Annotated in this window: 10 protein-coding genes; 7 read left to right on the plus strand and 3 right to left on the minus strand. The window is 38.1% G+C overall.

All coding sequences use genetic code 11. From position 1 onward, the window contains the following. Positions 1-116: 116 nt before the first annotated feature. Entirely contained in the window at positions 117-251 is a 135-nt protein-coding gene (locus SOM16_RS02425) for a hypothetical protein (protein WP_320462392.1), read from the minus strand. A gap of 336 nt (positions 252-587) precedes the next feature. Here SOM16_RS02425 and SOM16_RS02430 point away from each other — a divergent pair, with 336 nt between their 5' ends. The 7 genes from SOM16_RS02430 (at position 588) to SOM16_RS02460 (ending at position 10386) form a co-directional block, all read left to right on the plus strand. Continuing rightward, positions 588-1985, plus strand: a complete 1398-nt coding sequence (locus tag SOM16_RS02430) for an anthranilate synthase component I family protein (RefSeq protein ID WP_320462393.1) — start codon at positions 588-590, stop codon at positions 1983-1985. Positions 1986-2028: 43 nt separating this feature from the next. After that, complete coding sequence (locus tag SOM16_RS02435; RefSeq protein WP_320462394.1) at positions 2029-2613, plus strand: aminodeoxychorismate/anthranilate synthase component II; 585 nt, start codon at positions 2029-2031, stop codon at positions 2611-2613. Positions 2614-2683: 70 nt separating this feature from the next. Beyond that, complete coding sequence (gene trpC / locus SOM16_RS02440; RefSeq protein ID WP_320462395.1) at positions 2684-3502, plus strand: indole-3-glycerol phosphate synthase TrpC; 819 nt, start codon at positions 2684-2686, stop codon at positions 3500-3502. A 178-nt stretch (positions 3503-3680) separates the two neighbouring features. Continuing rightward, positions 3681-4760, plus strand: a complete 1080-nt coding sequence (locus SOM16_RS02445; RefSeq protein ID WP_320462396.1) for a mechanosensitive ion channel family protein — start codon at positions 3681-3683, stop codon at positions 4758-4760. A gap of 374 nt (positions 4761-5134) precedes the next feature. Next, the gene (locus SOM16_RS02450; protein WP_320462397.1) at positions 5135-8299 is read left to right on the plus strand and encodes a TonB-dependent receptor; all 3165 of its coding nucleotides are present in this window, start codon (positions 5135-5137) and stop codon (positions 8297-8299) included. A 105-nt stretch (positions 8300-8404) separates the two neighbouring features. Beyond that, the gene (locus SOM16_RS02455; RefSeq protein ID WP_320462398.1) at positions 8405-10156 is read left to right on the plus strand and encodes an ABC transporter ATP-binding protein; all 1752 of its coding nucleotides are present in this window, start codon (positions 8405-8407) and stop codon (positions 10154-10156) included. Between the two features lie 14 nt (positions 10157-10170). Continuing rightward, positions 10171-10386 (plus strand): PLDc N-terminal domain-containing protein, encoded by a 216-nt coding sequence (locus tag SOM16_RS02460; RefSeq protein WP_320462399.1) that lies wholly within the window; start codon positions 10171-10173, stop codon positions 10384-10386. A gap of 188 nt (positions 10387-10574) precedes the next feature. On the opposite strand, the gene SOM16_RS02465 is transcribed toward SOM16_RS02460, so the two are convergent. Both SOM16_RS02465 and SOM16_RS02470 read right to left on the minus strand, forming a co-directional pair. Continuing rightward, positions 10575-11855, minus strand: a complete 1281-nt coding sequence (locus SOM16_RS02465; protein ID WP_320462400.1) for an MFS transporter — start codon at positions 11853-11855, stop codon at positions 10575-10577. Between the two features lie 172 nt (positions 11856-12027). Further along, the gene (locus tag SOM16_RS02470; RefSeq protein ID WP_320462401.1) at positions 12028-13896 is read right to left on the minus strand and encodes a RagB/SusD family nutrient uptake outer membrane protein; all 1869 of its coding nucleotides are present in this window, start codon (positions 13894-13896) and stop codon (positions 12028-12030) included. Positions 13897-13908 lie beyond the last annotated feature (12 nt).

Consider the following 13908-nt stretch of genomic DNA (forward strand, 5'->3'; position numbering starts at 1 on the left):
GGTGTAGCCACATCACATAAAGCTTTTACATATAATAGGAGCGAAAAGAAAAACCGAATTGGATTTTCTTTTCGCTCTTTGTGGTTAAATACCATTTTTCATACTTATAAAATTGTCTATTCCGAACTCCGGCTTGGCGTGCTTTGCGCTTTTTCCTTTGTATTCTTTGTAGTTAAATACCATTTTTCATACTTATAAAACTTTCTATTCCGAACCCCGGCTTGGCGTGCTTTGCGCTTTTTTCTTTGCATTCTTTGCGGTTAAAATTGAAAGTTTAGGCTTCATTTCTTTGGTCTGCTGATCTTTGTGGTTACCCCCCCTTCCAACTTATTTCTATAAAAATTTCCTTTTTTCAAATTTATTTATATTTTTGCTGCTCATGATCAGCAATATACATACATGGCTTTGGCAAAGTAATTCGAAAACGGATTGCGCTGGCTGCGTATGAGAAAAATATAGTTTATCAACCTAAACCTTAAAAGAACCATTAAAGCCCGGCGTAGAACCACACGCCGGGCTTTTTTATTTTTAGAAAAAAACAAGAATACAAACCATACGCCTTAAATCTTATACCATTTACCTTTATCATGTATAAAATAAATACCACTTACAAAAAAATGCTTGCAGATACCACAACGCCGGTGAGCATTTATTTGCGCTTACGCGATGTCTATCCAAATAGTATTTTACTGGAAAGTTCAGATTACCATAGTCGCGAGAATTCAATGAGTTTTGTGTGTGCTGATCCGGTTGCCGGCATTATTTTGAAAGGCTCCAGGCTGGAAACTTATTTCCCTGATGGAACGGTTGAAATTAAAGAAAGTAAAAACCTAATTGAGGAAATAGCAGATTTTAAAGGCAAATTCAAAGAGACTGAAATTCCTGAAATTAAGTTTATTTCGAGTGGTTTATTCGGTTATTTCACCTGGAATGCCGTTCAGCATTTTGAAGATATTAAATTCGTTTCGGAAACACCGGAAGGTGAAGAGATCCCCGAAATGCAATATCATTTGTATCGCTATTTAATTGCCATCGACCATTTCAAAAATGAAATTACGCTCTTCAAAAATACATTTGAAGGCGAAGACGAAGGTGGCTTAGAGAAGATGGAATACCTGATTCAGAATAAGAATTATCCTGAATATAAATTTCAGCTTCGCGGAGAAGAAAGTTCAAACTTAACCGATCAGGGTTTTATGGATCTGGTGGAGAAACTGCAAAAACATATTTATCGTGGCGATGTATTTCAGATTGTTCCGTCGAGAGCATTTAAACAGTCTTTTTCTGGTGATGAATTTAATGTTTACCGCTGTTTGCGTTCCATAAATCCATCCCCTTATTTATTCTATTTTGATTATGGTGATTTCAAATTATTTGGGTCATCGCCGGAGGCACAAATCACTATCGAAAATAACTCTGCCAATATCTTCCCGATTGCCGGTACTTTTAAGCGAACAGGAAACGATATTGAAGATGCGGCACAAGCCAAGAAACTGGAGCAAGATCCAAAAGAAAGTGCAGAGCATGTAATGTTGGTAGATTTAGCGCGGAATGATTTAAGCAGGCATTGCAACCGGGTGGAGGTTAAATCGTTCAAGGAAGTTCAATATTATTCTCACCTCATACACCTGGTGAGTAAGGTTACCGGCCATTTACAAGAAAATGTAAGTGCATTTAAAGTGGTTGCAGATACTTATCCGGCAGGAACATTAAGTGGAGCACCGAAGTATAAAGCCATGCAACTGATCGATGAAAATGAAAAACTAGGTCGGAATTTTTATGCTGGTGCAATAGGCTTTATGGGCTTTAATGAAGATTTTAATCATGCCATTATGATCAGAACCTTTATGAGCAAAAACAATGAATTGCATTACCGTGCGGGTGCAGGTATTGTGGCAGATTCAGTCCCAGAAATGGAGATGCAGGAAGTGAATAATAAAATTGCGGCCTTGCGTAAAGCAATTGCAATGGCAGAGGGTATCTAGTTTAGAGTAAGGAGTATAAACTTTGGAGGCAGAGAAAAATTAAATGGAAAATAAAGATAAAAAAACGGTTTTAGTAATTGATAACTACGATAGTTTCACTTACAATTTAGTTCACTTAATTAATGAGGTGGGTTACGAAGCTGTGGTTTGGAGAAACGATAAATTCGACCTGGCTGATGTGGCGCAATACGATAAAATCTTACTTTCTCCGGGTCCGGGAATTCCGGAAGAGGCTGGCTTGTTGCTCGATGTAATTAAAACTTATGCGCCAACAAAAAGTATTTTTGGCGTATGCTTAGGTCAGCAAGCCATTGCAGAGGCTTTTGGTGGCACATTGTTAAATTTAGGCCGACCAATGCACGGCATTGCAACGCCGGTTACTGTAGTAGATGGAGACGAACCTTTATTTTGGGAATGTCCGCAAACCATCAAAGTTGGTCGGTACCACAGTTGGGTGGTGAGTAAAGAAAATTTCCCTTCTTGTTTAAAGATTACTGCCAGAGATCATAAAAGTGAGATTATGGCGTTAAGGCATGAAACGCTTGATGTTCGTGGCGTACAGTTTCACCCGGAAAGTGTATTAACCGAGCATGGCAAACAAATGATGGAAAACTGGTTGACAGCCTAACCCCCAGCCCCTAATTGGGGGCGACAGGCAGGTTGGAAATAGCAAATAATAAAATATTATGCATAGTGATATGAACGATAGAAATTTAAGTTCGCCTTTAGGGGTTGGATCTGTATTAGATAAAATTGTACTAAGAAAAAAAGAAGAAATTGCTGATGCAAAACGTTTGATCTCGGTTCATGATCTCGAGCAATCAGTTTATTTTAACCGTACGCCATATTCTTTTAAAGAGTTTTTACTGGCGGAAAACCGTACGGGAATCATTGCAGAGTTTAAGCGCCGTTCACCTTCGAAAGGTTTAATTAATGGCGTTGCTGATGTGGCCGAGGTTACACAGGCCTATAATCAGGCAGGTGCCTCAGCACTTTCTGTTTTAACTGATGTGGATTTCTTTGGTGGTAAAAAGGATGATTTATTAGCAGCAAGAGCCGCCAATGAAATTCCGATTTTACGAAAGGATTTCATGATTGATGAATACCAGATTTTGGAGGCAAAAGCCTGGGGCGCAGATATTATTTTGCTTATTGCAGCAATTTTAACACCACAACAAATTATTGATTTTGGAAAATTCGCCCATAATTTAGGTTTAAATGTGCTTTTGGAAGTTCATAATCTGGAAGAATTGGAACGGAGCATTTGTCCGAATGTAGATGCGATAGGTGTAAATAACCGAAATCTAGCCGATTTTACTGTCGACATTCAAACCTCCTTCAATTTGGTAAACAAAATACCGGATGAGTTTTTGAAAATTTCTGAAAGTGCGATTAGCGATCCGAAAATAATTAAAGAATTAAAAAACGCTGGCTTCAATGGTTTTTTAATTGGTGAAAACTTTATGAAAACTGAAAACCCTGGAGCGGCAATAAAGGATTTTGTAGCACAGATTTAGAAAAGCGTCGTCGGATGAATATCATTAACGTGCCCTATATTCACCCGATGACAATTGATGCGATAACTATCACTGACTGATTCCCGCATTTGATGACGATGACTGATTTGTCAAACAATCAATAAATTTTGTTGTTAGGTAAAAGAGTAACTTCAAGCTTTTAACCAACAAATTTCTTATGCAGTATCTCGACCATGTTTTTGGTTATCCAATTCCGTTATTTTTAAAAAACATCGTTATAGCTTGTATCGCCATTTTATTGGGGATCATCATCAAATTTATTTTAAGCAAAACTTTCATTCTGCTTTCCCGATGGTGGGATTCTATCTTGATTAAATCTACTATCAAGCACCTCAAAAGGCCGGTTGCTGTATTCATACCTTTATTGTTACTGAACTTCTCTTTGGACCTCATGGCAATGCCGCTTAAAGTGAGGATTCCGATAGAAAAGGCTCTTGAAATTGCTTTAACCATAACCTTTTCTTTAATCTTAATTCGGTTGATCAATGTATTAGAGGATTTTTTCTACCTCAAATATGACCTTAATAAAGAAAACAATTTAAAGGAAAGGAAGATCCGGACGCAACTTCAGTTTGTACGGAAGTTTATTGTTTCATTAATTATTATCGTTACTGCAGCAATTATTTTATTAAGCTTCGAAAGCATGCGTAAAATTGGTGCAGGTTTATTAACCGGTGTGGGAATTGGCGGGATTATCATCGGTTTTGCTGCTCAAAAATCTCTCGGAAATCTATTGGCTGGTTTTCAAATTGCCTTTACGCAACCTATCAGAATTGACGACGTGTTAATTGTGGAAGGCGAATGGGGAAGGGTGGAAGAGATTACCTTAACATACGTGGTGGTGAGCATCTGGGATCAGCGGAGACTTATTTTGCCTATTACCTATTTTATTGAAAAACCCTTCCAAAATTGGACAAGGGTTTCTGCAGATTTGTTAGGTACGGTTTTCCTTTATATGGATTATACCATTCCGATTGAGCCACTTCGCCAGGAACTAACCAAGCTCTTAACTAGTAATCCCCTCTGGGATAAAAGGGTAAATGTGGTTCAGGTGACGGATACCAATAAAGATGGTTCTATTGAGATTAGATTTTTAATGAGTGCCTCTAATTCTTCCAGAGCCTTTGATTTGCGTTGCAATGTGCGGGAAGCGATGATTACTTTCATTCAGAATAACTACCCTGAAAGTTTGCCAAAAACAAGGTTAGAACACAAGGATAAATTTGCAGGATTGTAGTTTTATTACCACCTAAGACACCTTAGAACAACTAAGATGTGTTAGGTGGTTGAGAAACTATTCAGCACCCGACAAAATCTACTTTACTACTGCCTGCTTATTGCAAAGCTTATGTTGCCTACCACAGAGCTTATGCTGCTTCCGGTTCGTGTCTCACCAACCGAAATATCCAACTACTCATTCGGCAGACACCAAACGAAATATCCAAATACCCGCTCGTAAACATCAACTAAAATTTTAATAAAACAGAAACCTTTAATTTAACATCAACCCTAATTCCGAACCATTTGTAAACCATTTCATAACATAAAATCCAAATCAACTTAACACAACAATAACACCTTTGCGGTCAGATAACAAATCAAAAACTGATCATGATTAAAAATTTACTTATTGCAGTTGTGCTGTTGTTTTGCATTGCAAAAAATACTGCTACTGCCCAAACTACTCAGGCATCCATATCCGGAATTGTAACGGATGATCAAAAGAAACCCATTCCAGGCGTTTCCATTCAAATTAAAAACAACTCTACTGGCTTTACCACCAGAACATCAACCAATGCTCAAGGAGAATACACTTTTAAAGAACTTCCTTTAGGAGGCCCGTATACTGTTAAGGCAGTTTACATTGGTTATTCAGAGCAAAACAGAACAGGCTTTATGTTAAACCAGGGCGATGCAGTATCGGTAGTCATTAACATGCAGGAGACTTCTCAAAACCTTGGTGGTGTAGAAATTAATGGATCTTCATTAAGAAATAAAGTTCAGCAATTTGGTGCCTCTACAGAAATCTCATCAAAAACAATGAACATTTTACCCGTAAATGGCCGTAACTTCTCCAGCTTAACAGACTTATCTCCACTGGCCGGACCAAGTGGAATTGCTGGTCAATTGGGTTCTTCTACCAACTTTACTATTGATGGTATGACGGCAAAAAATCCTACATCAGCAGGTAGTACAACCAGCCGAAGTGGTGCACCGTATTCCATCTCGATAGAAAGTGTAAGAGAGTTTAAAGTAGTAACGAACCAGTACGATGTAAGTTTAGGTCGTTCGGGTGGTGGTACCATCAGTGCGGTTACCAAATCAGGAACAAATGAAGTTACAGGTAGTGCATTTGCATATAACAGGGCTGACTTTTTAGCCAGCAAATATGATATCAGAGGAAACAAAAGAGTTAATGATTTCTCTACTTACCAGTATGGTTTTAGCTTAGGTGGACCAATCATAAAAGACAAATTACACTACTTTGCCGTTTGGGATCATCAAAGAGACTCTCGTCCATTGATTATTGCAGATATCAATTCACCAGCAGATGAAGCCCGTTTCAATGTTACCAATGCCACACTTAATAACTTTTTAAATGTTGCCAGAAACAAATATGGTGTAGCGAATACGCCTCAATATGGTTCTTTCGACAAAAAAAGAGGAACGGATGCTGGTTTCTTACGTTTAGATTGGCAAATTAATGATAAGAACTTATTAACAGTTAGAGATAATTACACCAATGATAGAAACCCATTGGGTTTAGCAGATAATACAGCGATAAACTTTTACGAAAGCTACGGAAATGATAAAAATGTTGACAATAGCTTGTTAGCCACTTTACGTTCAACCATTAGCAGTAAAGTAACCAACGAGTTAAAAGTACAGCATTTGTACACCTACCAGGCCAGTACTCAAAACGATGAATTAGGTTTTGCCATCCCAAGAGCTGTTGTTTCTAACTTAGAATCTATTACTCCTGCTGGCAATAAATACACTGCGGTTCAAATTGGCGGGCACCGTTTCGGGCAGGAAGGTTTCACCAATAACGTTTTGCAATTTGTAGACAATCTTTACTATAACACGGATAAAATTAAATACACTTTTGGTGTGGACATTATGTACACCCATGCAAAATCATTGTATGGCAGTGAAGTAAATGGACGATTTACCTTTAACAGATCGGGTGATACTCAAACTGCTTTACAAAATTTCGAAAATTTAATACCTATCAGCTATTACAGAGAAGTACCTTTAGTGGCAGACCCAACTGTTGTAGGTAAATTATGGAATACTGCAATTTATGGCCAAATGCAAACTAAGCTTGGTAAAGGTTTAGATTTTACAGGTGGTTTACGTTTGGACTATAGCAAATACCCAACATCGCCACTTAATCAACAACTGTTTGATGCAATTGGTGTAAGAACAGATAATGAATTAAAGCAATTTTTGATTCAACCTCGTATCCAGTTAAATTGGGATGTAAACGAAAACCATACCGATTACGTTAGATTAGGAGCCGGGATTTTTGGCTCAGATGTGAACAATTATGTTACCATTAACAACTTAACATTTGATGGTAAGCATTTTGCAACAGTTGATGTTACAGGTACGGGCGTGCCTACTCCAAATTTTATTGGTTACAGAAATGGAAGTGCTTCAGCACCGTCACTACCGGCTCAACAAATTCCTACCATCAATACTTATGCGGAGGATGCCAAAATACCAGTAGTATATAAAGCAAACTTATCATATAACAAATTAATAAATGATAAAATAAGAATAGGCGTTACGGGTTATGCAACTTTGGCACGTAATAACTATATGTATGTGGATAGAAATATGGTTGCCAATCCTTTTTTCAGATTATCAAATGAAGGAAACAGGGGAGTTTATGTACCTGCAAATAGTATTATTGCTGTTAATGGAACTACCGATTGGAAAAGAGGTCGTTTAACTGATAAATTTGGTAGGGTATTGGAAATGAACAGCAAAGGCAAAGTAAATCAATTTGCTATTGTTGTAGACGGTACGTGGAAATACTTTAAAGATGGGGAAATTACGGCCAGCTTTACCTGGAATGATACAAAAGATAACACTTCATATAATGGTAACGTAGCCAATTCAGCAACACTATCTTTACCTGTTATTGATGACCCTCGCAATTTGAATAAAATGACTTATTCAAATGGTCAGTTCCGCAATAAAGTGGTAGTTTATGGTACTTTACCATCGTTTCATGGAATTAAAGCAGGTATTCGTTATTCTGGAATTGGTGGTACCAGATATAGTTTATTATCTGGTGGCAATACCAATGGTGATTTTGTAGCCACAAACGATTTGGCATACATATTTAATACATCAAATACAAATGTACCGGCAACACTTAGAACAGACTTACAAAAGTTATTGGCAAATGGCGAGGTAAGCCAAAGTTTAAAAGATTATATTACAAAATACGAAGGTACTTTTGCGGAACGCAATGGTGGCATAAATGGCTTTTATGGTACAGTTGATTTAAGATTAGCATATCAGTTTAAATTTGGCCCAAATAAAAAACAAAGCTTAGAAATTTCTGGAGATTTGTTTAACGTAGCCAACTTGTTTAAGAAAACCTGGGGTACATCAGAAACTTTAAGTACGCAAGCGCTATACGCAGTTACGGGCTTCGATGCTACAAGTTCTAATTACAACTATCGGTTAAATAACACCGGTATTGTAATACCAACGGGTAACCCTTGGCAGGCGCAAATCGGTTTGAGATACGGATTTTAGTCACCGAAAGATACCCTGTATCTTTTCAAAAAGTCATAAAAAAAGGGAATGGATTTTTATCCATTCCCTTTTTTTATGTTTGTAAGAATAAACAACAAAACTTTAATGGGATTATTATTAGACTACCTGAAAAACCACAAATGGATTGTGGCTCTGGCGCTATTGCTGGCAGGTTTCAATATCGGTTTTTCACTCTTAGATCCATATATTACCGGAAGAATTTTAGATCGCTTCATCAATCAAAAAGATAAATTAACGTATAGCCAGTACCTTTGGGGCTCGTTAGGTTTAATTGGCCTGGCCATTGGTGCCGCCATGGTTTCGCGTATTGCGAAAAACTTCCAGGATTACTTTACCAGTGTAATTGTGCAAAAAGTTGGCGCAAAAATGTATGCCGATGGTTTACAACACTCTTTAAAATTACCTTATCAGGTTTTTGAAGATCAACGCAGTGGTGAAACATTGGGGATTTTACAGAAAGTACGCCTGGATTCTGAAAAGTTTATCACCTCATTTATCAGTATTTTATTTGTGAGCTTAATCGGGATGATTTTCGTAATCGTTTATTCCGTTTCCATCAGTTATAAAGTTACGCTGGTTTACTTTACAGCCATCCCTATTATTAGTTTTGTAAGCTGGTATTTAAGTCGTAAAATCAAAACCATTCAACGTTCTATTGTTGGCGAAACCACGGCGCTGGCAGGTTCTACAACAGAATCTTTAAGAAATATAGAACTGGTAAAAAGTTTAGGCTTGGCCGATCAGGAAATTGAAAGATTAAACAAAACCACTTATAAAATTTTAGGTCTGGAGCTTAAAAAGGTAAAATATGTGCGGAGCATGAGCTTTGTTCAGGGCACAACAGTTAACCTGGTACGAAGCACCATGATTTTGGTTTTGTTATTACTGATCTTCGATAACGCCATTACTGCCGGCCAATATTTAACGTTCCTTTTTTATTCATTTTTCCTTTTTGGTCCTTTGCAGGAATTGGGAAATGTGATTTTAGCCTGGCGTGAGGCGGAGGTTTCTTTAGGCAATTTTAAAAAGATTTTAAGTACCCCAATTGATAAAAAACCAGAAAACCCTATTGCTATCCAAAAAATAAAAGACTTAACGTTTAGCAATGTTGGCTTCAAACACCAAACGGCAAACCGGAACGCTTTAGAAAACATTTCGTTTAAAACCTTTAATGGTCAAACCATTGCCTTTGTTGGCCCATCGGGTTCTGGAAAAACAACTTTAGTTAAATTATTGGTAGGCTTATATCAGCCAAAAGATGGCGAGATTTTATATAATGGCACACCAAGCAATAACATTGATTTGGATGCCCTGCGGGAAAAAATTGGTTTCGTAACGCAAGACACCCAACTCTTTTCTGGCACGATCAGAGAGAATTTGCTGTTCGTTAATCCAACGGCAACTGATGAAGAATGCTTTAAGGTTTTAAATCAGGCAGCTTGTCAAACTTTATTGGCCAGGGCAGATAAAGGCCTGGATTCGTTAATTGGTGAAGGTGGCGTGAAGGTTTCTGGTGGCGAAAAACAGCGGTTATCAATTGCCAGGGCATTATTACGTCAGCCGGATATTTTGGTATTTGATGAGGCCACTTCATCACTCGATTCGATTACAGAAGAGGAAATTACTAAAACGATTCGTTCGGTTTCTGATTTAACAGATCACATCACCATTTTGATTGCCCACCGTTTATCAACCATTAAACATGCTGATGTGATTTACGTGTTGGAAAAAGGTCATATCATTGAGCAAGGTAAACATGAAGAACTAATTGCACAAAATGGTTTATATCAAGCCATGTGGCGCCAACAAATTGGCGAAAGAATTGTTGAAGTTTAATAAATCTTCATCACATGTTATTAGCACAAGTAGAAAGCAATCAAATAGCGATCATTATCATAATTGCCGCCATACTCTGGCTGGCATTTATATTGGTTACTTTATATCACCTATCAAGGAATAGCAATATGCTTTTTCCGGTGAAGGCACTGTGGTTTATTATTATCCTCTTCGCTCCTTTTATAGGATCAATCGCTTACCTGGTTTGGGGCAAGAACAGGAAGTTTTAAAACTAATCTGGTAATCTAATCATCGGTCTTGCGTCTTCACCAACCAAAACGCACCATTTTAGTCATTTATTCCTTGATCATCATTTTGGTCAGCGGCAAACACGACCGATAGCTTGTTACAAGTCGTGTTCCGACAAACCCAACATGACAACCCTCATGTAAATAGATAATTATGATTCTGCCACTAACTAAACGTTATTTGCAGTTTGTTCGTTAATATCTTGCAGGCTCAGCTTCGTTAACGATTTAGTTTTTAACCAGGTTACAAAGGCAATTCCCACCGTCATACTACCACCGAATACTACGGCAGGTACCAAAGTTAATAGCTTCGCTGATAAGCCTGATTCAAATTCACCAATTTCGTTAGAAGATCCGATGAACATACTGTTTACTGCCGAAACACGCCCACGCATATTGTCTGGCGTAAGCAATTGCATAATCGTTTGACGGATAATTACGCTTACACTATCAAAAGAACCTTCTAAAAACAAAAAGAATAAGGTAAGGTAAAAATTCCTGGACAATCCATAACAAATAATACTCAATCCAAAACCAGTTACCGCAATAAGTAAATTTCGCCATGGTTTGCCCATCGGCGAAAAGCGAGTCATTAACAGCATGGTAATTACCGCGCCGGATGAAGCTGCGCCACGCATCATGCCTAAACCAAATGAGCCTAAGTGAAACACATCCTTCGCAAAAATCGGCAGCAAAGCAACCGCACCACCAAAAAACACGGAGAAAAGATCCAGACTCATTGCCCAAACCATCATTTTCGTTTTAAAAACAAAATTGATTCCTTCTTTTAGTGAGTGAAAGATATTTTCTTTAGGTACGTAATTAGATGGATGTTTCTTTAACGTGAAAATGCAAACGAGGGAAATGGTAACCAATGCTACAATTACGCTATAGGCAGCGGTGATTCCCCAAAGCCAATTTACTAAACCACCTGTTAACGGACCGATAATGGTAGCCAACTGCCAGCTGCTACTGCTCCACGTACTGGAGTTTGGATATAATTCTTTCGGAATAATTTCTGCCATTAGCGAAAAGGTTGCCGGACCAAAAAAGCCACGTGCCAACCCGATACAAAAAACCAAACCATACATAATCAGCACGATTAAATCTTCCTTTAGATGGAGGAACTTACTGGTCACAATTAACATTAAAACAGATGCCAGCCATACACCCGAAAATATTTTAAGAAGTAAACCCCGTTTTTCACTTTTATCGGCAATGTAACCTCCATACAGTGCAATGCCAATAGCAGGAATTGCTTCGCATAAACCCACTAAGCCTAGCTTTAACGGATCGTGTGTTAAATCATAAATGTGGTAACCAATTACCACAGCCTGCATTTGGTAAGCAAGTGTAAAAAAGAAACGCATGCCTAAAAAAGAACGAAATTCTTTATAACGCAAAGCTGCGAATGGATCTTGTTTTACAATAACGGAATTTGAATCTGACACTAGAGAATATTTATGTACAAAAGTAAGATTAGAATTAAATACTATTATCAGTTAAACGTTTTATTTTTCTATCAGACAGTAAAATAGTAGTATATGAATAATCAATAAAACAAGAAAACCCGATGAATAAACCATTGGTTTAACATCGGGTTTAATAAGCGTGAATCAAATATTAATATCCTGGGTTCTGCTCCAGTAAATTATTTTTATTCACTTCATCCCGGCTAAATGGCCTGAAATAAAGTTTATTGTCCCAACTGCGGTTTTCCTGAGCATTTTCAACTACCGGAGTATAGGTATAATCATAAACAGTAGCGTCATAATGATAAGGGGCCGACATCGTTTTACCAGGCTTAAATTTACCCGTTACTTTAATGTAAGTTACCTTTCTTCCTAAAGTTTCTTCAGCAATTAACCACCTGCGGGTATCATGATAGCGCTGCTCTTCATAAGCCATTTCAATTCGGCGCTCATGGCGATAAATTGTTCTCAAATCTGACTGACTGGTTGCTGTTATCGCTGGCATACCAGCCCTGTAACGAATTCTGTTTAACCAGGTCCTGGCATTATCTAACTCACCCAATTCGATACTGGCCTCAATGTAGTTGAATACTGCTTCAGTATACCTAAAAAATGGCCAAGGAATGGTTTGAGGTGCAGATGCCTCTACAAGATTTGGATCTGGATCGATGAATTTATGATAATAATAGCCTGTCCAGCTGCCATTCCAGTTTTCAATTGAACTGGCCCGGGTATCTAAACCTCTAAATTCAGTTACCGTTCCACCACTGGCTAAATCGTAAACACCAGTTTGAATCTGGTTCGCTGGATCTACATTTCCGGATGCTTTATCACGTGGTTTCCAGGTTGCACCATCATACAGAATTGTAGCATAGAAGCGTGGATCTCTGTTTTGGTATGGATTGGCCTTTTGCAGGGGATTAGTCCAGCTAAACTTACTACCATCATTCATTTCGAAATCGTCAACCAGTAAACCAATTGGTGTATTGCCAGCCCAGTTGTGGTAACCATTGGGGCCGTTTTGTTGCCCATGCCTGTTGTTGCTTAGGGTGATAAAATATCTTCCAAAAATTAACTCTGTTGCTGCTGCTGCATCAATACCAGGTGCTTTACTGCCACCGCCCATAGCAATGCTTTTAAAGTTAAGTTGACCATCGGTAGCTGGTGCGGAAAGATTTAATTTATAACCTGTACCAGCATCTAAAACAGCTTTTGCCGCTGCTTGTGCCAACCGGTACCGTTCAGTTTGGTTACCCGATGCATAAGAAAGGAAATCTAATTTTTGCGCTGCTATTCCACTGATTTTAGCGGTAAGTTTTGTCCGGTCGTGAAGATCACTTGCGGCATAAATTAATACTCTGGATTTCAGCGCCAATGCAGCTAATGCATTTGTACGTCCTTTATCTAAAGTTTTTCCGGCTAGTAATTTTGCTGCCTCATCACAATCTTTTACAATAAAATTGACGCATTCTTCGTAAGTATTGCGTTTCACATTAAAATCATCGTTCAATGCATAAGTTTTAGTGATAATGGCCACCGAACCGTAAAAACGGAGAAGTTGCTGATAATAGTAGGCACGCAGAAAATAAGCCTCACCCAGTAACTGATCTTTGATAGACTGACTGTTTAAGCCATTAGTTCCTCCGGCAATTCTTTCGATAACAGTATTACATGCCCTAATTCTGTTGTACATTTGTTTATAACCCCAGGTATCATCTACCCAGCCCAATGTAGAAGGATTTATCGTTCCGTTGTTAACCAAATCTATCCCGCGGGTAGGGTGCGTAAATAGTGCTTCATCAGAAACTGATGCTAACATTTGCTCTGAAAAACCGCCACTACTTAAACCATTATAAATATCATTTACAAAGGCCTGGGCCAGTGCCGGATCATTCCAGACCAAATCTGCAGAGATCTTATCAGGCGGTGCCACATCCATAAATTCCTTTTTACAAGCCGTTGCAAACAAGGTGATTAAAACTAATATATATAGCGTTCTATGTTGAATTATTGCTTTCATATTTTTCTTTAT

It is taken from the genome of Pedobacter sp. CFBP9032, assembly GCF_034045265.1.
Taxonomy (GTDB): Bacteria; Bacteroidota; Bacteroidia; order Sphingobacteriales; family Sphingobacteriaceae; genus Pedobacter.

Bases quoted from the DNA above. Each gene is read 5' to 3' on its own strand.
- SOM16_RS02460 (WP_320462399.1), top strand. From the start codon at position 10,171: ATGTTATTAGCACAAGTAGAAAGCAATCAAATAGCGATCATTATCATA.
- SOM16_RS02445 (WP_320462396.1), top strand. From the start codon at position 3,681: ATGCAGTATCTCGACCATGTTTTTGGTTATCCAATTCCGTTATTTTTA.
- SOM16_RS02450 (WP_320462397.1), top strand. From the start codon at position 5,135: ATGATTAAAAATTTACTTATTGCAGTTGTGCTGTTGTTTTGCATTGCA.
- SOM16_RS02430 (WP_320462393.1), top strand. From the start codon at position 588: ATGTATAAAATAAATACCACTTACAAAAAAATGCTTGCAGATACCACA.
- trpC (WP_320462395.1), top strand. From the start codon at position 2,684: ATGAACGATAGAAATTTAAGTTCGCCTTTAGGGGTTGGATCTGTATTA.
- SOM16_RS02470 (WP_320462401.1), bottom strand. From the start codon at position 13,896: ATGAAAGCAATAATTCAACATAGAACGCTATATATATTAGTTTTAATC.
- SOM16_RS02425 (WP_320462392.1), bottom strand. From the start codon at position 251: ATGCAAAGAAAAAAGCGCAAAGCACGCCAAGCCGGGGTTCGGAATAGA.
- SOM16_RS02455 (WP_320462398.1), top strand. From the start codon at position 8,405: ATGGGATTATTATTAGACTACCTGAAAAACCACAAATGGATTGTGGCT.
- SOM16_RS02435 (WP_320462394.1), top strand. From the start codon at position 2,029: ATGGAAAATAAAGATAAAAAAACGGTTTTAGTAATTGATAACTACGAT.